Here is a 23,317-nt window from a genome sequence, read left to right as displayed (position 1 = left end):
TCGCGGCGCCCGGATCCGCCGTAGGATCCCCTCCGGGGGCAGTAGGGAGGGAACCCGCATGACCTGGCAGCGCACTGACCTGTCGCGAGGGCTGGACGCTCTGCGCGCGGCCGTGCTCGCTGCGCTGACCCCGGACCTGGGCCCGGCGTTGGTCGGCGTCCCTGCCACCGGCCCCTCCGGCGGACCGTTCGCGACACCGTCGGCCCGCCGCTCCGAGGGCGACCACCGGCTGCTGAGCGAGGCGAGTGCCGACACCTCCGCCGACCCGGCCGGCCCCGGCAGCCCCGGCAGCCCCGGCAGCCCCGGCAGCCCCGACGGCTTCGAGCGCGACGGCGCCGGTGGGTTCGGCGACGCCACGCTCGCGACCTCCTCGGAGGACTCCCCGGAGGCCCGCGAACGGCTGATCGGGCTGGTCGAGCTCGCCCGGGGTGGCGACGCGGAGGCGTTCGGGCTGCTCTACGACCACTACCAGCCGTCGGTCTACCGGTTCCTCTACTACCGGACCCGCTCCGTGGTCGTCGCCGAGGACCTCTGCTCGGAGACCTTCTTCCGCGCGCTGCGCAACATGTCGTCGTTCCGGTGGCAGGGCAAGGACTTCGGCGCCTGGCTGATGACCATCGCCCGCAACCTCGCGACCGACCACTTCAAGGCCGGCCGCACCCGCCTCGAGCTGACGACCGAGGACATGGGTCAGCACGACGACGCCACCGAGGGCCCCGAGAACGCCGTCCTCGCCAGCCTGACCAACGAGATCCTGCTCGAGGCGCTCACCAAGCTCCCCAACGAGCAGCGGGACTGCCTCATCATGCGCTTCCTGCAGGGCCTGAGCATCGCCGAGACCGCCGCGGCGCTCGGTCGCAGCGACGGCGCGATCAAGCAGCTCCAGCTGCGTGGCGTGCGCAACCTGGCGAAGCTGATGCCGGAGGGGATCCGATGATCGAGCGGATGATCAATTCGGACTATGCCCCTCCATCCGTCCGGACCGTAACCAGCGGGACCGACCCGTCGTTGGATGTTCGAGAGAGTTCGAGGGTCGTGGCGACCCTCCCGACACGAGGACGGACGTTGTGATGCGCGGGAACGGCTGGTCGCGCGGCGCGGAGGAGTTCGACGCGCTGGTCTCCGGTCGCGGCGGGGACGTCGCAGCCGACGACCAGACGCACGCCGAGCTGCTCGAGATGGTTGCGGCCCTGCGGGCCGTGCCTCCCGTCACCGCCCGCCCCGAGTTCGTCGCCTCCCTGCGCTCCCAGCTGGTCGCCGCCGCCGAGCGCGAGCCCGCGCGGGCCGAGGAGGACCTGGCCGTCCGGCTCACCCCGCGCCAACGACGCGGCTCCCGCGAGCGCCGCCTGGCTGCCGTGATCGGCGGCTTCGCCGTGGTGTCCGCCACCGGGTCGATGGCGATGGCCTCGCAGGACGCACTGCCCGGCGACGTGCTCTACCCCGTCAAGCGGGCGATCGAGAACGCCCAGACCAACCTGCAGCCCGACGGTGCCGCCAAGGCCGAGGCCCTCATCTCGCACGCCGAGTCCCGTCTCGACGAGTTCCAGTCGCTCGTGGCGCGCGACGCGAGCGCCGACGCGGTCAACGAGACGCTCCAGGACTTCACCGACCAGGCCCGCCAGGCGTCCGAGTTCGCGCTCGACGACTACGCCGCCACCGGCAAGGCCGACCGGATCGCCGACCTGCGCGCCTTCGCCGGCGGGAGCATGGACGTGCTCGGCGCCCTCGGCCCGGCCGTGCCGTCCGAGAGCCGCTCGATCCTGATCACCGCGACGCAGACGATCCGCCAGATCGACGCCGCCGCGTGGGAGACCTGCCCCGGCTGCGCCGAGGGCGACATCGCACAGGTCCCCGACTTCGTCGCCCTGCCGCTCAGCGCGGTCCTCAGCGGCGACATCAGCGCGTCGGCGACCCAGGTGCTGCCGCCCGCCGCGAAGAAGGACAAGCCGGCGAAGGAAGACCCGGCGCCGCCCGCCGCGACCGGCCAGCCCGGCCCGCCCCCGCCGCCACCGGGGCAGGGGCCGACGCAGCCGAGCCCGCCGGACGCCCCCAAGCCGCCCAACACCGTCGGCAAGGCGGTCGAGGAGGTCACCGGCGGCCTCACCGGCGCCCTGGGCCTCGACGGCCAGCCCCAGACCACCGACGGGTCGACCCCGCCGTCGCTGGTGGGCACGCTCGTCGAAGGCGTGGGCGGGCTGCTCGGCGGCCTGCTCGGCACCAACCAGACGCCGTAGCCGGCGCGTAGCCCGGTCCCCCTGGGGGCTCGGCTTCAGCGGAAGACGGACTCGCGCTGCATCAGCAGGCTGTAGAGCGTCTGCTGGATGGTCTCGCGGACCTGGTCGGTCACGTTGAACACCAGCATCGGGTCATCGGCCGCGCCCGCGTCGTACTCGTCGGTCCGGATCGGCTCGCCGAACTCGAGCAGCCACTTCGACGGCAGCGGCACCAGGCCGAGCGGTCCCAGCAGGGGGAAGAGGGGCGTGATCGGGATGTACGGCACCCCGAGCAGCCGAGCCAGCGACGGGATGTTGCCGACGAGCGGGTAGATCTCCTCGGCACCGACCACGGAGAGCGGCACGATCGGGACACCCGTGCGCAGCGCGGCAGCCACGAACCCACCACGACCGAACCGCTGGAGCTTGTAGCGCTCGGAGAACGGCTTCCCGATGCCCTTGAAGCCCTCCGGCCACACGCCGACGAGCTCGCCGCCGCGCAGCATCCGCTCGGCGTCCTCGCTGCAGGCCAGGGTGGCACCGCCCTTGCGGGCCACGGAGCCCACGAGCGGCAGCCGGAACACCAGGTCGGCACCGAGCGGGCGCAGGAAGCGACCGGTGTGGTCGTGGATGGAGACCATGGTCATCAGTCCGTCGACCGGCACCGTGCCCGAGTGGTTGGAGACGACCAGGGCACCGCCCTCGGCCGGGATGTTGTCGATCCCACGGACCTCGATCCGGAACCACTTCTGCGCGACCGGCCGCAGGGCCGCCATGAAGAAGCGCTCGGTGACCTCGGCGTCGAAGCCGTACTCGTCGACCGTGTAGTCGCCGGTCAGCCGGCGCCGCAGGAAGGCGAGGAAGCGGGCAAGCTGGGGCTCCCACTGGTCGCCGAACAGCTCCTTGCTGGCATGCTGGAAGGCCGAGAGCCAGTCGCCGGCCGGGATGCCCGCGAGCGGACTGCTGCCGCGCTCCTCGGTGCGGGCCGCGGGCGCCGTCGACGACGTCGTCGGGGGTACGTCGGCCGGCGTGTCGAGCAGCGACGGGATCTCGATGACGGGGGTGTCGTCGACGACGGGACGCTCCTCGACCGGAGCGCCGTCCGGTGTCGGCGTCGCCGGCTTCTTCGCCGGGGCGGCCTTGCGCGGCGTCGCGCTCTTCGGCGCGAGCCCCCGGGCCGCGGCCGACGGGCGCTTGCCGGTGCCGCGGCCGGGCTGGCCGCGGGTGCCGATCGGGATGATCTCGGCGTCAGCCATCCGTGCCTCCAGCGAGGGTGAGCTGGGCGGGACGGTCGTCGTCGACCGCGGGGAGGCGCTCGGCGAGCGAGCCGAGCACGCGTTCGGTGCGGCGCGCTCCCGGCGGGAGCGAGGCGGCGAACTCGGCGAACGCCGAGGACGTCGTGTACTGCGGCTCGAACCCGAGCTCGCTGCGCATCCGCGTGGTGTCGACACCGCGCCCGTAGGTCAAGAACGCGACCAGCTCGGGCGACAGATCGGCACGGCGGACGGACTTGAGCGCAGAGCCGAGGCTGCCGAAGGCGAACCCGGGCACCGGGACGTTGGGCCGGCCCGCGCGGCGCAGCGCCTGGGAGAGCATCAGCAGGCCGTCGCCGGCGACGTTGAAGGTCCCGCCGCGGTCCTCACGCACCGCGTGACGCAGCACGCGGTAGAGGTCGGTCTCGTGCAGGAACTGCAGCCGCGGATCGAATCCGAGCACGGTGGGGATCACCGGCAGCCGGAAGTACGACGCCAGCGGGCTGGCCACCCGCGGGCCGATCACGTTGGCGCAGCGCAGCAGGGTGACCCGCACGTCGGGGCGGCGGCGCGCGAAGCCGCGGACGTACTGCTCGACCTCGACGACGTCCTTCGCGTACCCCGTGCGGGCGGGGCGCCGGGGCTCCATGTCCTCGGTGAACATGGCGGGGTCGCGACTGCTGGCGCCGTACGCCGTCGTCGAGGACTTCACGACCAGGGTGCGCAGCCCCTCGGCCTTCTGGCAGGCCGCCAGGAGCTGCATCGTCCCGATGACGTTGAGCTCCTTCATGGTGCCGCGGGCACCGGCGGAGCCGGGGGTCGCGATCACGCTCATGTGGACGACGGTGTCGACGTCCTCCTTCGCGATGACCTTCGCGATGACCGGGTTGCGGATGTCGGCACGCACGAACGTGACGTCGCCGAGGTCACCCCGCGGAGGGATGACGTCGACACCGATGACCCGGTCGATCCCGGGGTCGGTGGCCAGGGCGCGCGCAAGGGTACGGCCGAGGTCTCGTGAGACCCCTGTGACCAGGACCGTGCGTCCGGCGCCCATCTCCACCGACTCCTCGGTTCAGGTCGGCGCACCAGGGCGCCGACGAGGCGAGACTGCGTGAGCTACTGGCTCGCTCGGGTCACTTGCCGAGCTTGCGACGCTGGACGCGCGTCTTCTTCAGCAGCTTGCGGTGCTTCTTCTTCGCCATGCGCTTGCGGCGCTTCTTGATGACAGAACCCACGTGGAACCTCTCCAGAGCGCCGGGCGCGGCAGCGCTCGGCGTGACGTACGACGCCCCGGGAGACCCCGGAGCATCGGTCAGCCTATCCGGACCATCGTGAGCGCGGAGAATCAGCGCGGGGGATGGGACGCAGATCGCACGCACGCCCCGTGGCGCGGGTTGTAGGAATCACCACTGAAGAGGCGATTCCCTCGCTTCTCGACCGTTGCAACGGTCAAGAAGCGACAGTTTCGCCTCTTCAGAGGCGATTCCTACACTGCGCGTCACCCCAGCAGGGCAGCGCGACACACTCGGCCTAACCAGCCGAGTAGAACGACTTGCGCAGGTACTCGTTCACGTCGTCCTCGGTCACCCGGAACGAGCGACCGACCCGGACGGCCGGGAGCTCGCCGCTGTGCACCAGACGGTAGACCGTCATCTTGGAGACGCGCATGACCGAGGCGACCTCGGCGATCGTAAGGAACTTCGGGTCCGGGAGGGACTCGGCGCGCTCGCGCGACGTAGGAGCCATGACCAACCACGCTTTCTGTGTGCTGCGTCCGTCACCGCCTTCCCCAGCTGTGAACACCGGACGCCACTTGCGTGACAATAGGGCCAGATGTGACTCGTGGGGAAGAGATTCGTCAGTGAAACTTTCTCAGTGCGGCGTGTCGACTTGACCGGTGCGTGACTCGGGACGTCGTCCCGCGCGTCCACGCCATCCGTTCCCAGTACCCCCGGCCGCCGCCCGAGCCCCCTTCCGGCCAACCGCCAGGCCGCGGGCAGCCGCGCCCGACCCGCCCCGCGGCGTCCGTGAATCCCTCTTGTCGTACACGCATGTTCGACTTATGATTCTGAACATTGCTGTTCGACTTAGGAGTACGGATGTCCCACCCCACCACCGCCGCCCCGGCACCGGGCACCAGCACACCCGACCCCCGCCGCTGGGGCACGCTCGCGTTCCTGGGCACCGCCCAGCTGATGCTCATCGTCGACGTCACCGTGGTCGCCATCGCGCTGCCCCACGTCGGCTCCGACCTGGACCTCTCCCGCGCCGCCACCACGTGGGTGGTCAGCGCCTACACGCTCGCGTTCGGCGGTCTGATCCTGCTCGGTGGCCGCGTCGCCGACCTGCTGGGCTCCCGCCCCGTCGTCCTCACCGGCCTCACCCTGTTCACCGCCGCCTCGCTGGCAGCCGGCCTGGCCGGCTCTCCCGAGGTGCTCGTCGGCAGCCGCGTGGCCCAGGGCCTGGGCGCCGCTCTGCTCTCCCCCGCCGCCCTGTCCGCGGTGCTGCGGCTGTTCGAGGGCGAGGAGCGCAACCGCGCCCTCGGTGTCTGGTCCGCCCTCGGTGGCGGCGGCGCCGCGCTCGGCGTCCTCCTCGGCGGCGTGCTCACCGCCGGCCCGGGCTGGCCGTGGGTCTTCTACGTCAACGTCCCGATCGGCATCGTCGTCGCCGTCGGCCTCGCCCGACGACTCCCGGCCGGCTCGGCGGGCGTGTCCCGCACGACGGCGCGCCGCCTCGACCTGGCCGGCGCGGCCCTGGTCACGGCGGCGACCGGCACCGCGATCTACGCCCTCATCGGCGCCGGCGACCACGGCTGGCTCGGCGGACGCACTCTCGGCCTGCTCGCCGGCTCAGCCCTGCTCTACGTGCTGTTCGGCCTGCGCCAGCTCACCGCCGGCTCGCCGCTGATGGACCTGCGCCTGCTCACCCGGCGCCCGGTCGCGAGCGGCACCTTCCTCGTCGTCTCGGCGACCGCGCTGATGGTCGCGGGCTTCTTCCTCGGCACCTTCTACCTGCAGCACCACGCCGGACGGGGCGCCCTGGTCACCGGCCTGCTCTTCCTCCCCATCGCCGTCGCCACGGTCATCGGCGCCACGGGCGGCGGACATCTGATCGGACGGGTCGGCGGCCGGACGCTCGCCACGGTGGGCTTCCTCGTCGCCGGGGCCGGGTTCGCCGTACCGGCCCTGGTCGACGGCTCGGCCGCCGTGGTCCTCGGCCTCACCGGGGCCGCGCTCGGCCTGGGCGCCCTCTTCGTGGCCGCGTCGGCCACGGCCCTCGGCCACGTCCAGGCCCACGAGTCGGGGATCGTCTCGGGAATCGTCAGCACGTTCCACGAGTTCGGCGCCTCGCTCGGTGCCGCGGTGATCTCGAGCGTCGCCGCGGCCAGCATCGCCGGCACCACGACCACCGGCTTCGTCCACGGGTTCGCGGTGGCCGCCGGCGTGGCGGTCGCCGCGGCCGTCCTCTCCCTCGTCTCCGTTCCCGGGCACACGCCCGGAGCCACCCACCCCACCGGAGGTCTGCACTGATGAGCACCACACCGAGCACCCGACAGATCCGCAGGTTCGCGCTCCACTACGGCGAGATGGTCGCCGCCATGTTGATCGGCATGATGCTGCTCTGGCCGGTCTGGCTGCTCGCGACCGGTGCCGCCGACGACTCGTCATGGCTGCGCTCCGCGAGCGTCGAGACGCTCGTGATGGCGACCACGATGGCGCTGCCGATGGCCGGCTGGATGCGCTTCCGGGGCCACCGGTGGGCACCGATCGTCGAGATGTGCGCCGTCATGTACGCCGGCTTCGCGGTCGCGCTGCCCCTGTACTGGACCGGCGTCCTGGACGCGGGCGGCCTGATGCTGGTCGGCCACGTGGCGATGTTCGTGCTGATGCTGGCCGCGATGGCCTGGCGCTGGGAGGAGTACGCCGGCTGCCACCCGCGCCGCGGCGGCAGCGACCGGGCGTCCACGATGATGGCCTCGTGACCACTCGTCCACGCCGTGCCGACGCGCGCCGCAACGTGGAGGCGATCCTCGACGCCGCCACCGCCACCCTGGCCCGCGACCCGGACGCCAGCATCAACGACATCGCGAAGGCGGCCGGCGTCGGCCGGGTGACCCTCTACGGGCACTTCGAGAACCGCGCCGTACTGGTAGCGGCGGTCGTCGAGCGGGCGATGCGGGAGTCGGAGGCGTCGCTGCGCGGCATCGACCTCTCCGGCGACCCCGCCGCCGCCCTGGTCCGGCTGATCGACGCGACCTGGCAGGTCACCCTCCGGTACGGCGCCCTGGTGGTCGCCGCCGAGAAGAGCATGCCGGTCGCCGAGATGGCCGCGGCCCACAGCGAGCCGCGCGAGCGGGCGCAGCGACTGATCGACCACGGCCGCGACCTGGGCCGCTTCCGCACCGATCTGCCGGTGTCCTGGCTGGTGACCACGATGCACACCGTCACCCACGCCGCCGCCACGTCGGTCTACGCCGGCGAGCTGCCCGCCGACGAGGCCGCGCACGCCATCGCGGCCACGATGCTGGGGCTGCTGACCCCGCCGGGGCAGACGGTCCCCGACGTCGGCGTACTGCGCCTCGTGCGATGATCGAGGGGTGTCGACCCCGATGAGCTTCACCTGGTGGGCCGCCTGACGGCGGCCGCCCTCGACACACCCATCATCGGCCGCCCACGGGCGGCCGTCGTGCTTCTCCGGACGGTCCCGGCGCCCGTGGGCCTACCCCAGGAGCACTCCATGCCCCGACGTCTCTCCCTCCTCACGCCGAGCGGTCGGCTGACTCTCGGCAACCTCCTCGGCGCCCTCCGCCCGATGCGCGCGGCACAAGCCGGGGCGGACTGCTTCTACGGCATCTCCGACCTGCATGCCCTCACGACACCCCGCTCTCCCGAGACGCTGCGGGCCGCGGTCACCGAGCAGGCCACCCTGCTTCTCGCGGCGGGACTGGACGACAGCATCTTGTTCCGGCAGAGCCAGGTGCCGGCGCACGCCGAGCTCGCGTACCTGCTGGAGTGCGTCGCAACCACCGGCGAACTCGGCCGGATGATCCAGTTCAAGGAGAAGTCTCGCCGTCGGGAGTCGGTGCGCACCTCACTGTTCACCTATCCCGTCCTGATGGCGGCCGACATCCTGCTCTACCGGCCCACGCGGGTGCCGGTCGGCGACGACCAGCGCCAGCACGTCGAGCTCACGCGCGACCTCGCACTGCGGTTCAACGCCACCTACGGCGAGGTGTTCACGATCCCAGAGATCACCGTGCCGCCGGCGGGCGCGCGGGTGATGGACCTCGCGGACCCCACCCGCAAGATGAGCAAGTCCGGCCCGGAGGCGGGGTCGATCACGCTGCTCGACCCGCCGGAGGTCGTACGCCGGAAGGTCGCCCGCTCCGTCACCGACTCCGAGACGGGGCCGGACGCGGTACGCACCGACCGCACGGCCAAGCCGGGCGTCACCAACCTGATCGACATCCTGGTCGCCTGCGGCGGCTCGGCGGATGGGATCGCGACCTACGGCGCCCTCAAGACGGCCGTGACCGACGCGGTGGTGGCGGAGCTGGGGCCGCTCCAGGAGCGGTACCGGGAGCTGGCCGCGGACCCGGCCCACGTCGCCGAGGTTTATGCCCGAGGGGCGGAGCGGTGCCGCGAGGTGACCGGCCCTGTCCTGACGGCGGCGCGGAGCGCGATGGGGCTGTGAGGGTGTCGGCGGCCGCTGGCAGACTGCTCCGCATGACGTTCCAGGCCCTGCTCCTCGACCTGGACGACACCCTGGTGGACCATCGCGGCGCGGCCGACCGCGGCCTCCGGGCGTGGCTGGCCGGGCTCGGCCTGGCGGAGTCACCGACCGAGCTCGAGACCCACGTCGAGCGGTGGTTCGTGCTCGAGGCACGCCACTACGAGCGCGCCCAGCGCGGCGAGGTGACCTACACCGAGCACCGGCGGGCACGGATCCGCGACTTCCTGCCCGGCTGGGACCTGTCCGACGACGCGCTCGCCGACGACGTCTACGCCGGCTTCCTCGGCTGCTACCGCGCCGCCTGGCGGGCATTCGACGACGCGGCCGCGGCGATCGAGCGCGCCCGCCGGGCCGGACTGCCGGTCGGCATCCTCACCAACGGCGAGCTGGCCATCCAGACCGAGAAGCTGCGCCGCACCGGGCTGCTCCGCGCCGACGTCCCCGTCTTCGCGTCGTCAGAACTGCCGGCGGCCAAGCCCGACCCCCGCTCCTACCTCACCGCCTGCGCGCGCCTCGGCGCCGCGCCCGCCGCGACGCTCATGGTCGGCGACTCGCTGCGCCACGACGTCGTCGGCGCCCAGCGGGCGGGCCTGCAGGCGCGGCTGCTCGACCGCTACGGCCGCCACGACGGCCGCCGGGCCGGCGGACGGGTGCAGACCGTGCGCGGCCTGGCCCAGGTGGCCTGAGTTTGGGGTTGAGTCGTCACATCTGACCTGTTGACTCGTCAGTTCTGACCTGTCGACTCGCCAGATCTGTCCCGCCGTCGCCGCGAACTCAACCGGTCGGAACCGACGACTCGACCGGTCGGAACCGACGACTCAACAGGTCAGAACCGACGACTCAACAGGTCAGAACCGACGACTCAACGCCAACCGAGTCAGCTGCCCAGCTCCCGGGAGCGATCCCGCGCAGCCTCGAGCGCGGCCAGGAAGGCGGCTCGCACCCGGTGCACCTCGAGCTCGCGCAGGGCCGCAGCCGTCGTACCACCGGGCGAGGTGACCTGCTCCCGCAGCACCGCGGGGTGCTCGCCGGTCTCGCGGAGCATGGTCGCCGAGCCGACCAGGGTCTGGATCACCAGCTCCTGGGCGATGGTCCGCGGCAGCCCGAGGTGGACGCCCGCCTCGATCATCGACTCGACCACGAAGAAGACGTACGCCGGCCCGGAGCCGCTGATCGCCGTGACGGCGTCCTGCTGGTTCTCGGGGACCCGGACCACCCGGCCGACCGACGCCATCAGGTCCTCGGCCTCGGCGAGGTGGCTCTCGTCGCAGTGGGTGCCGGGCGAGATGGCCGCCATGCCCTGGTCCACCAGCGCGGGCGTGTTGGGCATGACCCGGACGACGGCGACGCCGTCGGGCACGCGCGACTCGACGAAGCCGGTGGTGATGCCCGCCGCGAGCGACACGAGCAGCTGGCCGGGCCGCAGCGTCGGGCCGAGCTCAGTGAGCACGTCGGCCATGTCCTGCGGCTTGACGACCAGCAGCACCGTGTCCGCTGCCGCAGCCTCGGCGACGCCGTCGACCACGCGGACGCCGTACCTCTCCGCGAGCTCGGCCGCGCGCTCGGCACGCTTCTCGACCACCACGAGCGACGCCGCGCTCCGGCCGGCCCGGATCAGGCCGGACAGCAGGGTCTCCCCCATCACACCCGCACCGATGACAGCGGTCCGCTTCTCGCCCACGTCCTGCTCACTCACTTCTGGAGACCAACGACGTGAGGAAGAGTCTCAGGTCGGCAGGACGCTGCGCCACTCCGGCCGAGCGCGTCCTCGTCACACGGGGCTCTCGACGGCTCGGATCAGTCGGTACGGCGCCGGAGCGTCGCGGCCCCGAGGGCGAGCGCCGCCAGGGCGAAGGCCACCACGATGCCGACGTCGCGCCAGACCTCGCCGGTGCGGGTCGTGGTCGCCAGGTGCTCCATCGCGTCGACCGCCCAGGTCAGCGGCAGCACGTTCGCCACCGCCTCGAGCACCTGCGGCAGCCGGTCGCGCGGCACGATCAGCCCGCAGAGCAGGATCTGCGGCACGACCACGGCCGGCAGGAACTGCACCGCCTGGAACTCGGTCCGGGCGAACGCAGAGACGAACAGTCCGAGGGCCGTGCCGAGCACCGCGTCGGCGACACCGACCACCACCAGCAGCACGTCCGGGCCGCGCAGGTCGAGGTCGAGCAGCCCGATCGCGACCCCGGCCGCGAGCGCGGCCTGCACCGCGGCGACCGCGCCGAACGCGAGGGCGTAGCCGCCGAGGAAGTCGAGGCGGCCCATCGGCATGGTGAAGAGCCGCTCCAGGGTGCCTCCGGAGCGCTCGCGGAGCGTGGTGATGCTGGTGACGAGGAACATCACGAAGAACGGGAAGATCGCCAGCAGGGCCGGTCCGATCCGGTCGAAGACCAGCGGGGTGTCCTGGAAGATCCACCACAGCAGCGCCTGCAGCAGGCAGGGCAGCACGAGCAGCATCGCCAGCGTGCGGTGGTCGCGACGCAGCTGGGTGAGAACGCGGACGGCGATCGCCACGGTGACCCGGGGCGTCATGCCGCGTCCCCCTGCTCGACGAGGGCAAGGAAGGCCGACTCGATGTCGGCCGCCCCCTGCGACTCCTTGATCTCGGCCGGCGTGCCGTGGGCGATGATCCGGCCCGCCCGCATGAGCAGCAGCGCGTCGCAGCGCTCCGCCTCGTCCATCACGTGGCTCGACACCAGGACGGCGGTGCCGGCGTCGGCGATCCGGTGGAAGAGCGCCCACAGGTCACGCCGCAGCACCGGGTCGAGGCCGACGGTCGGCTCGTCCAGCACCAGCAGGTCCGGGGCCCCCAGCAGGGCGACGGCGAGCCCGACCCGCGAGCGCTGGCCGCCGCTGAGCCGCCCGACCACCCCGTCACGGTGACCACCCAGATCCACCGCCGCCAGGGCCTCCTCGGCCGCGGGAGGCGGCAGGCCCAGCACCCGGGCGAAGAAGCGGAGGTTCTCGAGGACCGTCAGGTCGTCGTACATGCTCGCGGACTGGGTCTGGTAGCCGACCCGCTCGCGCAGCGGCCGGCTGCCCGCCGGCTCACCGAGCACCGTCACGGCGCCGGCCGCGACCCGCTGTACGCCGACGATGCTGCGCAGCAGCGTGGACTTGCCGCACCCGGACGGCCCGAGCAGCCCGGTCACGCCCGGACCGATCGCGACATCGAGACCGTCGAGCACCGGCCGGCCGCCCCTCACGACGCGGAGCCCCTCGATCGCCACGACCGAATTCATCATGTGTTGAATAATGCGCCTGGCGCGACCTCAGCGCAAGGGGCCCGCGAGGAAGCCGTCCAGCACCGGCGCGTACGCCGCCACCAGCGCGTCGGCGTCCATCGCGACGATCACCTCGGCGCGGACGACGTAGCGCAGCACGATCACGCCGATCACCTGGCTCGCGACCAGCTGCATCCGCCGCTCCGGCGCGTCGACGCCCAGCGCCGAGCCCAGCGGCACCAGGACCACGGGGAGGAAGCCCTCGCGGAACAGCGCGTCGCCGCCGGGCTCGATCAGCCGGCGCACCATCGCCAGCAGTGCCGGTCGCACCGCGGGGTCGTCCCACACCGACAGGAGCGCCCGGAGCAGCCGCTCGCCCGCCCCCTCGAGCGGACCCGCGACCCGGTCGGCCAGCACCGCCCGCGGATCCACCGGGAGCTCGAGCGCGGCCACGAACAGGTCGTCCTTCGAGCCGAAGTAGTGGTGCACCAGCGCCGGGTCCACGCCCGCGGCGCCGGCGACGCCGCGGATCGTCGTACCGGCGAAGCCCGCCTCGGCGAACCGGGCCCGGGCCGCCGCCAGGATGGCGGCGCGGGTGTCCGGGCTGCCGCGGCGCCGGCCCCGGACCGACGAGGTCACGCGCCGTCCCCGGCGTCGGCGGGTACGACGGCGAGGTGCTCGATCGCGAACTCCAGGGACTCCCGCAGGTCGGCCTCCCGCTCCTCGCGCGTCGTGCAGCGCCGGGTGTTGATCTCCAGCACGACCTCGCCCGCGAAGCCGGTGGCCGCCAGCTGCCGCAGGAACGCGTCGGCACCCGTCGTGCCGCGTCCCGGCACGAGGTGCTCGTCCTTCGCGGAGTCGGTGCCGTCGGTCAGGTGGACGTGCCGCAGCCGCGGGCCGAGCCGCTCGGCCATCGCGACCGGGTCGGACTGGGCGATCGCCGCGTGGGACAGGTCGATCGTGGTGTTCGCGTAGGGCTCCTCGGAGGGATCCCAGCCGGGCAGGTACATCTCCATCCGGCGGCGGGAGGCGCGCCACGGGTACATGTTCTCCACCGCGAACGCGATCCCCGACGACTCCTCCAGCGCGGCGATCCCGTTGACGAAGTCGCGGGCGTACTCCCGCTGCCAGCGGAACGGCGGGTGCACCACGACCACCTCGGCGCCCACGGCCCGTGCCATCGCGGCGGAGCGCTCGAGCTTGCCCCACGGCTCGACGCCCCAGACCCGCTGGGTGAACAGCAGGCAGGGCGCGTGGATGGCGCTGATCGGGATCTCGTGGTGCTCGGACAGCTGCCGGACGGCATCCACCTGCTGGGAGAGGGCGTCGATGCCGACCATCACCTCGACCGCCTCATAGCCCACCGCGGCGGCGTACGTGAAGGCATGGGCCGTCGACTCCGGGTAGACCGAGCTCGTGGAGAGCCCGATCCGGGGACGCCCCGGAGCGCCGGTCGTCATGACGGGTCGTTGACGCTCAGCTTGTCGATCCGCTCGAGGATCACGCCCTCACGCAGGGCCCACGGGCAGATCTCCAGCTCGGACAGGTCGAAGATGTCCATGCACGCCTCGGCGACCAGCGCACCCGGCACGATCTGGTGCGCCCGGTCCGAGGACACCCCCGGCAGCGCCGCCATCTCCTCCGGCGTCATCGCGACCAGCTTGGGGATCCACTGGCGCAGCTCGCCCAGCGGCAGCGTGCGCGGGACCAGCGGCCCGTCGCCCGAGGGCGCCGCACCGCAGATCCGGGCCAGGGAGCGGAAGGTCTTCGATGTCGCCGACGCGCGGTGCGGCGTACCGGCGCGCAGCAGGTGGCCCGCGTCGCGGGCGATGTCGGCACGGATCCGGCGCCGGATCTGACGCAGCTGGTCCTCGTCGGGCCGCGCAGCGAACTCCGCTCTGGCCAGCCGCGCGGCACCCAGCGGAAGCGACCAGGCGACGTCGGGGCGCTCGTCGGACCCGGCAGCGATCTCCAGCGAGCCGCCACCGATGTCGAACACGGCGAGCCGGCCCGCGGACCAGCCGAACCAGCGCCGTACGGCGAGGAAGGTCAACCGCGCCTCGTCCTCGCCCGGCAGCACCGCGATCCGCACGCCCGTCTGGGCCTCCACGTGGGCCAGCACCGCCTCGGAGTTGCCCGCGTCGCGGACCGCCGAGGTGGCGAAGGGGAGCATCTCCTCGCAGCCCTTCTCCTCCGCCACGACCAGCGCCTGCGCGGTGAAGGCGGTCAGGGCCTCGACACCGGTCGGCGACACGTCGCCGTTCGCGTCGAGGTGCTCGGCGAGGCGCAGCGGCTCCTTGTAGGAGTACGCCGGCAGCGGGGCCGCACCGCCATGGGCGTCGACCACCAGGAGGTGGCCGGTGTTCGAGCCGATGTCGAGCACACCCAGACGCATACGTCCACGGTACTAGCCGCAGGCGTGCAAACGACCACGCGACCACTAGTGTGGGGTGAGTGCCCGAGGTCCCACTCGACTTCCCCCGTGCGTGGGTGGAGTTCACCAACCCGGCCGACGAGACCGAGGTCCTCAAGTGCGACCTCACCTGGCTCACGTCGTCCTTCACCTGCATCTTCGGCAGCGGCTGCGCCGGCATCTACGCCGACTCCCCTGACGTCGGCTGCTGCACGCTCGGCGCGCACTTCGCCGACAAGGAGGACGAGAAGCGCGTCAAGACCTTCGTCGACCAGCTGACGCCGGAGCACTGGCAGTCCCACCCCGGCCGGCCGGTCAAGCGCAAGGACTGGGTCGAGAAGGACGAGGACGGCGAGCGGAAGACCCGCATGCACGAGGTCGACGGCCAGCGCTCGTGCGTCTTCTCCAACCGGCCGGGCTTCGCCGGCGGCGCCGGCTGCGCGCTGCACGGGCTGGCGCTCGAGCTCGGGCGCAACCCGCTGGAGACCAAGCCGGACGTGTGCTGGCAGCTCCCCATCCGGCGTACCTTCCGCGAGATCGAGCGGATGGACGGCACGTCGTACGTCGAGGTCACCATCACCGAGTACGACCGCCGCGGCTGGGGCCCGGGCGGCCACGACCTCGACTGGTACTGCTCCGGCAACACCGAGGCCCACGTCGGCGTCGAGCCGGTCTACGTCACCAACGAGCCCGAGCTGGTGGCGCTCATGGGGCAGGAGGCGTACGACGAGCTGGTGCGCCGCTGCGAGGCGCACCTGCGCTCCCGATCGGCCTTGGCCCTGCACCCCGCCGACCCCCGCTGACGCTTCACCACGGTAGGCAACCGGCCATCCGGACCCTGACGCCCCACCTCTCGACGTCAAGAGACAGGGACCCCGATTCGTCGGACCACTCCCGGCATGCTCAGAATGTCTGGCATGCGCCTGGATCATCTCTCCTATGCCGCCGGCCCCGACGGACTTGCGAGCACGGCAGCTCGCCTGGGTGCAGCGATCGGGCGTGAGTTCGTCGACGGCGGCATCCACCCGCGCTTCGGCACCCGCAACATGATCCTCCCCCTGACCGACGGCACCTACCTCGAGGTCGTCGAGGCGCTGGATCACCCGGCATCCGACAAGGCGCCCTTCGGCCAGGCAGTGAAGGCCCGCTCTGGCCTCGGCGGCGGGTGGCTCGGCTGGGCCGTCGCGGTCCCGGACATCGCGGTCGTCGAGGAGCGCCTCGGCCGCTCGGCCGTGCCAGGGTCGCGGCACCGTCCCGACGGCACCGAGCTGCGCTGGAAGCAGATCGGCATCAACGGCCTCATCGCCGACCCGCAGCTCCCGTTCTTCCTGCAGTGGGACATCCCGACCGACCTGCACCCCTCGACGGGCGCCGACGGCACCGTGTCGCTGGCGGGCATCGAGATCGCCGGCGACCCGCAGCGGGTCAGCGAGTGGCTCGGCGAGACGGTCGAGGCGCCGCTGGAGGACGTGAAGGTCGAGTGGGTCGCCCCGCACGGCACCCCCGGCATCCTCGCCGCCCAGGTGCTCACGCCGAGCGGCGTCGTCCGCATCTGACCCTGCCGATGCAGCCCCGGGGCACGATTCCGAGCCCCAACATCTGGAACCACACGGCGACCTACGAGCTCGAGAACCGCGCGGCCGACCCCGACGGCCGCCTCTGGGCGGCGATGCGCGGGCGCGCCACCTGGGACGACCGGGTCGTGCTCGACCTGGGCTGCGGAACCGGCTTCCACCTCCCCCGGTTCGCCGAGACCGCGGCGCGCGTGATCGGTGTCGAGCCGCATGCCGGCCTCGCGAAGCTCGCCGGGCGCCGGTTGCGCACCCGCGGCGTCGCCCATGCCGAGGTGCTCCGCGGCACGGCCCAGGAGATCCCCCTGCCCGACGCGTCCGTCGACGTGGTGCACGCCCGCTGGGCCTACTTCTTCGGGCGCGGCAGCGAGCCCGGGCTGGTCGAGCTGGACCGCGTCGTACGTCGCGGCGGCGTCGCGCTGATCATCGACAACGACGGCTCGCGCTCCACGTTCGGCGGCTGGTTCCGCCGTGGCTATCCGCACCTCGACCCGCCGACGGACACCGAGCGGTTCTGGAGTGTGCGCGGCTGGACCCTCGACCGGGTCGACATGGGCTGGCGGTTCGCGTCTCGCGCGGACCTGGAGGCCGTCGTACGGATCGAGTTCACGCGCGAGGTCGCCGAGGAGATCCTGCGCGAGCACCAGGGGCTGGAGGTCGACTACGCGGTCAACCTCTGGTCCAAGACCTTCTGAACCACTTGGGCCGAGCGTGTCGCCGATCAACGGCGGCGCGCAGACCCTTCGGGCCCACGCTTGCCGTCGATGCGCTGCGCGCGGGCGCCACGCTGCCGGCCGACGGCGGCCCGCTACCGAACGCTCGACGCCCTGATCCGGAGCGTCGGCTGGAGCAGCACCCCGGCGGTCACGGGATGCGCGGGCGCGAGCAGCCCACGCAGCGCCGCGACCAGGTGCACCGCCACCTCCTCGAGCGGCTGGCGCACCGAGGACAGCCCCATCACCTGGGCGACCTGCGAGTCGTCGAACCCCACGACGGCGACGTCGCGGCCCGGCTGCAGGCCGCGATCGGACAGGGCACCGAGCACACCGACCGCGAGCGTGTCGGACGCGCAGACGAACGCCGTCGGCGCGCTCGCTTCGAGCAGCGACGCCGCCGCGCGACCGCCGGCGAGCACGTCGTCCTCGACGGCGGCCTCCAGGCCTGCCGTCGGGAGCTCGAGGGCCGTCATGGCGCGGTGCCAGCCGGCTCGTCGGTCCTCGCCGATCCGCGAGCCCGGCTGCCAGCCCAGCCAGGCGATCCGCTCGTGCCCCTGGCTCCGCAGGTGCTCGGTAGCGGCCTCGACCCCGGCCGCGCCGTCCACGTCCACCCACGGATGGTCCGCCGCCGCGTCGTCCCACGGCCGCCCGAACGCCACGAACGGCGCACGCCGCTGGGCCAGCCCGACCGTCTGCGGGTTGCCGAGGTAGGTGTCGGTCACCACGAACGCGTCGACGGCGGTCGAGCGGAGGAGATCGTCGTAGCCACCGAGCGGATCCGGCCGCTCCCCCTCGGCCACCCGGCCACCCGAGAACAGCAGAACGTGGTAGCCGACCTCGCGCGAGGCCTCCACCAGGGCGTGCACGAACCGGTCCATCGCCATGTTGGCGGTGAACTCCTGGGGCGGGCTCAGCCGCAGCCCGACCAGGTGCGAGGAGCGGGTGCGCAGGTGCCGCGCCGCCTGGTTGGGGGTGTAGTCGAGATGCTCGATGGCCTGCTGCACCCGCGCGAGGGTCTCGGGCCGCAGCAGGTCCGGGTTGTTGATCGCGTTGGACACGGTCTGCCGGGACACGCCGGACCGCTCAGCCACGTCAGCGAGGGTGGCCGGCGGTCGGGGGGTGTCCACCGCCCGATTCTCCCACGTCGATCTCCACAGCCGCCGCGTGCCGGGGGACTTGTGTCGGCCGTCTGTCCTACTGTCGTGCCATGGCTGGTTCGAAAGTACGTTCGACCTATCGCTGCGGTGAGTGCGGCTGGTCGACAGCACGCTGGGTCGGGCGCTGTGGCGAGTGTCAGGCCTGGGGCTCGGTGTCCGAGGTGGCGGCCGCGACGGGGGGGCCGACGCGCCGCACGACGGCCGCGCCGGTCACGCACGCCGCGGTGCCGATCGGGCAGGTGTCCGCCGAGCACGCCGTCCACCATCGCTCCGGGGTGCCCGAGCTCGACCGGGTCCTCGGCGGCGGCCTGGTGCCCGGCGCGGCCGTCCTGCTCGCCGGTGAGCCCGGCGTCGGCAAGTCGACCCTGCTGCTCGAGGTGGCCGCCCGGACCGCCGCCGCCCGCCAGCGCACCCTCTACGTCACCGGCGAGGAGTCGGCCGCGCAGGTGCGGCTGCGCGCCGACCGCACGGGCGGCATCCACGACGAGCTCTACCTCGCGGCAGAGACCGATCTCGGAGCCGTGCTCACCCACATCGAGGAGGTCCGACCGAGCACGGTGGTGATCGACTCCGTGCAGACCATCAGCGCCTCCGGCGTCGACGGCGTGCCGGGCGGCGTCACCCAGGTCAAGGAGGTCGCACAGGCGCTGGTGCGGATGGCGAAGAGCCGCGATGTCACCGTCGTGATGATCGGCCACGTGACCAAGGACGGCGCGATCGCCGGCCCCCGGGTCCTGGAGCACCTCGTCGACGTCGTCCTCCACTTCGAGGGCGAGCGCAACTCCCGGTTCCGGATGCTGCGGGCGGTCAAGAACCGGTTCGGCCCGGTCGACGAGGTCGGCTGCTTCGACCTCGGCCCCGACGGCATCCGCACCGTCGAGGACCCGACCGGCATCTTCGTCGAACGCCATCACGGCCGGGTCGCCGGCACCTGTGTGGCGGTCTCCATGGAGGGCCGGCGGCCGCTGTTGGCCGAGGTTCAGGGACTGGTCACCCTCTCTCCTGCCGAGCGCCCCCGTCGCACCACCTCGGGCGTCGACGGCTCCCGGCTCGCGATGATCCTCGCCGTTCTCCAGCAGCACTGCGGGCTGCGGCTCCACCAGCATGACGTCTTCGCGTCCACCGTCGGCGGGGCGCGGATCAACGACCCCGGCGCCGACCTCGCCCTGGCCATCGCCATCGCCTCGGCGCACTTCGTCAGTGCTCCTCCGGCCGGAGTGGTCGCTCTCGGCGAGATCGGGCTGTCCGGCGAGCTGCGCCGGGTCCGCGACCTTCCCCAGCGACTCGCCGAGGCCGCCCGGCTCGGTTTCGCGATGGCCGTGGTCCCCGCCGACCCGGGCACGGCGCAGGGCGTGCGGCGCACCGGGAGCGAGCGGACCGTCGACGGGATGCGGGTGATCGAGGTGCCCGATGTCGCCTCCGCCCTGCGGGCGCTACACCTCGATCAGCGGACCAAGCACGCGCTGGAGGTGGTCGAGTAGGACCCGTCGTCCACCATCGACGACGCCGTGGTCGAATATCCCGGCATGAGGCGTGCCCTGCGCGGATAGGGTGACTCCGTCCGGGCAGCACACGAGCAGGGAGCACCACCAGTGGTCACGTCGGCCGATCTCCGACTCCGCGAGGCGCTCGCGTCCATCGCACCCGGCACGCCGCTGCGCGACGGCCTCGAACGGATCCTCCGCGGCCGGACGGGCGCGCTCATCGTGCTCGGACGTGACCGGCTGGTCGACAGCCTGTGCACCGGCGGCTTCGAGCTCGACGTACCGTTCACGGCCACCGGGCTGCGTGAGCTGGCCAAGATGGACGGCGCGATCATCGTCGACGGCACCGTCAACCGGATCGTCCGCGCCGCCGTGCACCTGATGCCCGACCAGTCGATCCCGTCGGAGGAGACCGGCACCCGCCACCGCACCGCGGACCGGGTCGCCAAGCAGACCGGCCACCCGGTGATCTCGGTGTCGCAGTCGATGCAGATCATCGCGGCGTACGTCGGGGAGACCCGTCACGTCCTCGAGGACTCCGGTCAGATCCTGTCCCGCGCCAACCAGGCCCTGGCCACCCTGGAGCGCTACAAGCTGCGCCTCGACGAGGTGTCCAGCACGCTGTCCGCGCTGGAGATCGAAGACCTGGTGACGGTCCGCGACGTCGCGGTCGTCGCCCAGCGCCTGGAGATGGTCAGCCGGATCGCCCGTGAGATCGAGGACTACGTCCTCGAGCTCGGCACCGACGGCCGGCTGCTCGCCCTCCAGCTCGAGGAGCTGGTGACCGGCGTCGACACCGAGCGCGCGCTGGTCATCCGTGACTACGTCCCGTCCCGGCGCCGCAGCCGTGAGCCCGGCGACCTGCTGGCGAAGCTGGAGCAGCTCTCGTCCACCGACCTGGTCGATCCGTCCGCGGTCGCCAAGGTGCTCGGCATCGGGACCGGCGAGCACCTCGACGGCGCCGTCGCCCCGCGCGGGTACCGCCTGCTGACCAAGGTCCCGCGCCTGCCCGCCACCGTCGTGGAGGGCCTGGTCGACCACTTCGGCACCCTGCAGAAGCTGCTCTCGGCCGGCATCGACGACCTCCAGGCGGTCGAAGGCGTCGGCGAATTGCGGGCCCGCAGTGTCCGCGAAGGGCTCAGCCGACTGGCCGAGTCGACCATCCTCGAGCGCTACGTCTGAGCCCGAGCCCAGGAGCGACCGACGGTGACTCACCCAGCGTCGGCGCACGCCCCGTTGGCGTAGGCGAAGAAGGCGAGGACGTCGGCGGCATCGTCCTCGTCGATCCCGTAGACCTCCGCGAGACCGGCCGCGTCGGCGGCGACCTGGTCGAGCTCCCGGAGCTGCGCCTCGTCGACGTCACCGAGCTGGTCGACGAACACCTCGAACCCGGACCGCGCCGCGTCGTCGATGTCGTCGGGGGTGCCGACATCGTCGAGCGCCTTCGCCCGGTCGTGCGCGGCATCGACGGTGTTCCCCGAATCAGCTGCCCAGACGGCGCAGAACTCGTCCGCGCTGGCGTCGCCGGGCGATCCCCCGCAGCCGGTGAGCGTGGTGGCGAGCAGCAGTGCCGCTCCGGTCCCGAGAATCCGTGAGAGGTGCACGTGGCGCTCCTCCCCTGCGCTGCGGCCCCCAAACCGAGGCGCGGGGCGAGGCGCGGGGCGGGGCGCGTCAGTTGGTCGGCGTCTTCGGCTGCTTGGCCTTCTTGGTGTTCTTCGCCTTCGGCGTGACCTGGATCGTCTCCGGCACGGGGGCACCGAGCGCGAAGTCCGCCTGGGCCGGCTCGCCGCCGAGCGCCGCGGCCGCGACGGTGAAGGTGCCCGGCCGGACCCAGCCGGCGCGGTGGGTGCAGCCCTCGGTGGACTCGCGGGCCTCGTTCCAGACGACCTGGACGGTGGTGGTCACGGCTCGTCGTACGACGACGGGCTGTTCGGTCACGGCCTGCGGGCACTGCCGGGTGGTCCACACGTCGCCACCGTCCTGGGCGACCTTGACGACGAGCGTCGCGGCGCTGACCTGCCAGGTGCAGGCCTCCGACTCGCGGGTCTGGAGGGTCAGGGTGACCGGTACGTCGCGGCCCGCGAGGGCGCCCTCCGCCACGGACGGCGTGATGATGACGTCAGCCGGGGCGCACTCGCCCTGGGGCTCGGCGAGGGTCGGCATCGCGGGTGCCGTCGGCCCGGTCGCCCCCGCCCCGTCCGCCTGCTGGTCGTCGGACCCCGCGCCAGCGCCCTCGCCGGCCCCGTCCGCCCCGGTGGTGGACCCGGCCGACTCCGACTCGACCTGGCCGCCGGCCTGCTCCGCGGCCGGCTGGTCGCCGGCGCGGGCGTCGCTGCCGGCCGTGAGCACCCGGGCGATCACGAACACGAGGGCGAAGGCGACTCCGAGCACGAACACCCGCCGCCGCCAGTACACCGCCGACGGGAGTGACCTGCCGGGCGTCGCACCGCGAGCGGGGCTCGGGCGGCGGGACCCAGACCTGGACGGCATGGGACGACGGTAGTCAGCGGTGCCGCGCGATCCTCGCTGACCCGCCGGGGCTCGTGCGGGCCGCTGTTGAGCGACAGGTCACCATGGACCCACTATGACGACGAGCACCCTGGTCGAGCCGATCCTGCGCTGGTACGACGAGCACGCCCGCGACCTGCCGTGGCGACGCCCGGACGCGAGCCCCTGGTCGGTCCTGGTCAGCGAGTTCATGCTGCAGCAGACCCCCGTGGCACGGGTCCTGCCGGTCCATGAGGTCTGGTTGACCCGCTGGCCGACGCCGGCCGCGCTGGCGGCGGAGTCGTCCGGCGAGGCGGTCCGCGCCTGGGGCCGGCTGGGCTATCCGCGCCGGGCGCTGCGGCTGCACGCGGCGGCCACGGCGATCACCGAGCAGCACGGCGGCGAGGTCCCGGCGGCGTACGACGACCTGCTGGCCCTGCCGGGCATCGGCGACTACACCGCGGCGGCCGTCGCGGCGTTCGCGTACGGGCAGCGTCAGGTCGTTCTCGACACGAACGTGCGGCGCGTGCTGGCCCGGACCGTCACCGGCACCGAGTTCCCGCCGCGCTCGGTCACCCGCGCGGAGCGCGACCTCGGAGCGGCCCTGCTGCCGGCGGATCCGCCGACCGCCGCGACCTGGTCGGTCGCGGTGATGGAGCTCGGCGCGCTGGTCTGCACCGCCGACCGCCCGCGCTGCGGCGGCTGCCCGGTCACCGACCGGTGCACCTGGCAGCGGGCCGGCGCGCCGGCGTACGACGGCCCGCCGCGTCCGGTGCAGACCTACGCCGGCACGGATCGCCAGTGCCGCGGCCGGCTCCTCGCCGTGCTCCGCGACGCCCCCGGGGCCGTCGAGAAGCCCCGTCTCGACCTGGCCTGGGACAAGGACGACCAGCGCGAGCGGGCGCTGGCCTCCCTGGTCGCCGACGGCCTGGTCGCCGTGCATCCCGACGGTCGCTACGCCCTCCCCTGACCCGGCGCAGACTGAATCACCAACGACGCCGACCCGTTGCAGACTGAACGAGAAACGACGCCGACCCGTCGCAGACTGAACCAGGCGAGTTCA

General features: G+C 72.9%; 26 protein-coding genes. 13 read left to right on the top strand and 13 right to left on the bottom strand.

Annotated elements, in window-relative coordinates:
- Positions 1-58 precede the first annotated feature (58 nt).
- A complete protein-coding gene (locus KVF89_RS13815) occupies positions 59-937 on the top strand; it encodes a sigma-70 family RNA polymerase sigma factor (protein ID WP_257426277.1) in 879 nt (292 codons plus the stop codon).
- Positions 938-1,070: 133 nt separating this feature from the next.
- Entirely contained in the window at positions 1,071-2,234 is a 1,164-nt protein-coding gene (locus KVF89_RS13810; protein ID WP_257426275.1) for a DUF5667 domain-containing protein, read from the top strand.
- A 35-nt stretch (positions 2,235-2,269) separates the two neighbouring features.
- Here the strand turns inward: KVF89_RS13810 and KVF89_RS13805 are convergent, their stop codons facing one another.
- The 4 genes from KVF89_RS13805 to KVF89_RS13790 form a co-directional block, all read right to left on the bottom strand.
- Positions 2,270-3,469 (bottom strand): lysophospholipid acyltransferase family protein, encoded by a 1,200-nt coding sequence (locus KVF89_RS13805; protein WP_257426273.1) that lies wholly within the window; start codon positions 3,467-3,469, stop codon positions 2,270-2,272.
- Complete coding sequence (locus KVF89_RS13800) at positions 3,462-4,523, bottom strand: NAD-dependent epimerase/dehydratase family protein (protein WP_257426271.1); 1,062 nt, start codon at positions 4,521-4,523, stop codon at positions 3,462-3,464. Before KVF89_RS13800 ends, KVF89_RS13805 begins: the two co-directional genes overlap by 8 nt.
- A gap of 79 nt (positions 4,524-4,602) precedes the next feature.
- Positions 4,603-4,704: a 30S ribosomal protein bS22 gene (locus tag KVF89_RS13795; RefSeq protein WP_008356322.1), complete on the bottom strand. Its 102-nt coding sequence runs from the start codon at positions 4,702-4,704 to the stop codon at positions 4,603-4,605.
- Between the two features lie 295 nt (positions 4,705-4,999).
- Positions 5,000-5,215 (bottom strand): helix-turn-helix domain-containing protein, encoded by a 216-nt coding sequence (locus tag KVF89_RS13790; protein ID WP_141005928.1) that lies wholly within the window; start codon positions 5,213-5,215, stop codon positions 5,000-5,002.
- Positions 5,216-5,568: 353 nt separating this feature from the next.
- Between KVF89_RS13790 and KVF89_RS13785 the strand changes: the two genes are divergently transcribed.
- From KVF89_RS13785 to KVF89_RS13765, 5 genes are all read left to right on the top strand, one after another.
- Positions 5,569-6,999, top strand: a complete 1,431-nt coding sequence (locus KVF89_RS13785) for an MFS transporter (RefSeq protein ID WP_257426241.1) — start codon at positions 5,569-5,571, stop codon at positions 6,997-6,999.
- The gene (locus KVF89_RS13780) at positions 6,999-7,451 is read left to right on the top strand and encodes a hypothetical protein (protein ID WP_257426240.1); all 453 of its coding nucleotides are present in this window, start codon (positions 6,999-7,001) and stop codon (positions 7,449-7,451) included. The genes KVF89_RS13785 and KVF89_RS13780 overlap by 1 nt, the downstream gene beginning before the upstream one ends.
- Positions 7,448-8,059 (top strand): TetR/AcrR family transcriptional regulator, encoded by a 612-nt coding sequence (locus KVF89_RS13775; protein ID WP_257426238.1) that lies wholly within the window; start codon positions 7,448-7,450, stop codon positions 8,057-8,059. The genes KVF89_RS13780 and KVF89_RS13775 overlap by 4 nt, the downstream gene beginning before the upstream one ends.
- Before the next feature lie 147 nt (positions 8,060-8,206).
- Entirely contained in the window at positions 8,207-9,163 is a 957-nt protein-coding gene (gene trpS, locus KVF89_RS13770) for a tryptophan--tRNA ligase (protein ID WP_257426236.1), read from the top strand.
- Between the two features lie 32 nt (positions 9,164-9,195).
- Positions 9,196-9,888 (top strand): HAD family hydrolase, encoded by a 693-nt coding sequence (locus tag KVF89_RS13765; protein WP_257426234.1) that lies wholly within the window; start codon positions 9,196-9,198, stop codon positions 9,886-9,888.
- Between the two features lie 191 nt (positions 9,889-10,079).
- On the opposite strand, the gene proC is transcribed toward KVF89_RS13765, so the two are convergent.
- From proC to KVF89_RS13735, 6 genes are all read right to left on the bottom strand, one after another.
- Positions 10,080-10,898 (bottom strand): pyrroline-5-carboxylate reductase, encoded by an 819-nt coding sequence (gene proC, locus KVF89_RS13760; protein ID WP_257426232.1) that lies wholly within the window; start codon positions 10,896-10,898, stop codon positions 10,080-10,082.
- A 101-nt stretch (positions 10,899-10,999) separates the two neighbouring features.
- Positions 11,000-11,734, bottom strand: coding sequence for an ABC transporter permease (locus tag KVF89_RS13755; RefSeq protein ID WP_257426231.1), 735 nt, complete (start codon positions 11,732-11,734; stop codon positions 11,000-11,002).
- Positions 11,731-12,447 carry an ABC transporter ATP-binding protein gene (locus KVF89_RS13750; RefSeq protein ID WP_257426229.1) on the bottom strand — a complete coding sequence of 239 codons (717 nt, stop codon included), beginning with the start codon at positions 12,445-12,447 and terminating at the stop codon, positions 11,731-11,733. The genes KVF89_RS13755 and KVF89_RS13750 overlap by 4 nt, the downstream gene beginning before the upstream one ends.
- Before the next feature lie 27 nt (positions 12,448-12,474).
- Positions 12,475-13,065 (bottom strand): TetR/AcrR family transcriptional regulator, encoded by a 591-nt coding sequence (locus tag KVF89_RS13745; protein WP_257426226.1) that lies wholly within the window; start codon positions 13,063-13,065, stop codon positions 12,475-12,477.
- On the bottom strand, positions 13,062-13,886 hold the full coding sequence (locus KVF89_RS13740) for a sugar phosphate isomerase/epimerase family protein (RefSeq protein ID WP_257426224.1): 825 nt from the start codon (positions 13,884-13,886) through the stop codon (positions 13,062-13,064). Before KVF89_RS13740 ends, KVF89_RS13745 begins: the two co-directional genes overlap by 4 nt.
- Positions 13,883-14,821, bottom strand: coding sequence for a Ppx/GppA family phosphatase (locus tag KVF89_RS13735; protein ID WP_257426223.1), 939 nt, complete (start codon positions 14,819-14,821; stop codon positions 13,883-13,885). The genes KVF89_RS13740 and KVF89_RS13735 overlap by 4 nt, the downstream gene beginning before the upstream one ends.
- Positions 14,822-14,880: 59 nt before the next feature.
- Here KVF89_RS13735 and KVF89_RS13730 point away from each other — a divergent pair, with 59 nt between their 5' ends.
- The 3 genes from KVF89_RS13730 to KVF89_RS13720 all read left to right on the top strand — a co-directional run bounded on the left by KVF89_RS13730 (position 14,881) and on the right by KVF89_RS13720 (position 17,105).
- Entirely contained in the window at positions 14,881-15,642 is a 762-nt protein-coding gene (locus KVF89_RS13730; protein ID WP_257426221.1) for a DUF3109 family protein, read from the top strand.
- A 114-nt stretch (positions 15,643-15,756) separates the two neighbouring features.
- On the top strand, positions 15,757-16,395 hold the full coding sequence (locus KVF89_RS13725; RefSeq protein WP_257426219.1) for a VOC family protein: 639 nt from the start codon (positions 15,757-15,759) through the stop codon (positions 16,393-16,395).
- Between the two features lie 8 nt (positions 16,396-16,403).
- Positions 16,404-17,105: a class I SAM-dependent methyltransferase gene (locus KVF89_RS13720; RefSeq protein ID WP_257426218.1), complete on the top strand. Its 702-nt coding sequence runs from the start codon at positions 16,404-16,406 to the stop codon at positions 17,103-17,105.
- Between the two features lie 113 nt (positions 17,106-17,218).
- Here KVF89_RS13720 and KVF89_RS13715 read toward each other — a convergent pair whose 3' ends face one another.
- Positions 17,219-18,217: a LacI family DNA-binding transcriptional regulator gene (locus KVF89_RS13715; protein WP_257426216.1), complete on the bottom strand. Its 999-nt coding sequence runs from the start codon at positions 18,215-18,217 to the stop codon at positions 17,219-17,221.
- Between the two features lie 116 nt (positions 18,218-18,333).
- Between KVF89_RS13715 and radA the strand changes: the two genes are divergently transcribed.
- Complete coding sequence (radA, locus tag KVF89_RS13710) at positions 18,334-19,764, top strand: DNA repair protein RadA (RefSeq protein ID WP_257426214.1); 1,431 nt, start codon at positions 18,334-18,336, stop codon at positions 19,762-19,764.
- A 111-nt stretch (positions 19,765-19,875) separates the two neighbouring features.
- On the top strand, positions 19,876-20,949 hold the full coding sequence (gene disA / locus KVF89_RS13705; RefSeq protein WP_257426213.1) for a DNA integrity scanning diadenylate cyclase DisA: 1,074 nt from the start codon (positions 19,876-19,878) through the stop codon (positions 20,947-20,949).
- A 29-nt stretch (positions 20,950-20,978) separates the two neighbouring features.
- Here disA and KVF89_RS13700 read toward each other — a convergent pair whose 3' ends face one another.
- Both KVF89_RS13700 and KVF89_RS13695 read right to left on the bottom strand, forming a co-directional pair.
- Positions 20,979-21,371, bottom strand: a complete 393-nt coding sequence (locus tag KVF89_RS13700) for a hypothetical protein (RefSeq protein ID WP_257426211.1) — start codon at positions 21,369-21,371, stop codon at positions 20,979-20,981.
- A 67-nt stretch (positions 21,372-21,438) separates the two neighbouring features.
- Entirely contained in the window at positions 21,439-22,257 is an 819-nt protein-coding gene (locus tag KVF89_RS13695; RefSeq protein WP_257426209.1) for a hypothetical protein, read from the bottom strand.
- A 94-nt stretch (positions 22,258-22,351) separates the two neighbouring features.
- Here KVF89_RS13695 and KVF89_RS13690 point away from each other — a divergent pair, with 94 nt between their 5' ends.
- Entirely contained in the window at positions 22,352-23,224 is an 873-nt protein-coding gene (locus KVF89_RS13690; protein ID WP_257426207.1) for an HhH-GPD family protein, read from the top strand.
- The last annotated feature ends 93 nt before the right edge of the window (positions 23,225-23,317 follow it).

The organism is Nocardioides carbamazepini (genome assembly GCF_024614185.1).
GTDB classification, from domain to species: Bacteria; Actinomycetota; Actinomycetes; order Propionibacteriales; family Nocardioidaceae; genus Nocardioides; species Nocardioides carbamazepini.
The sequence above is the reverse complement of the archived record's forward strand: the minus strand, read 5'-3'. Positions and strand labels throughout refer to the sequence as shown.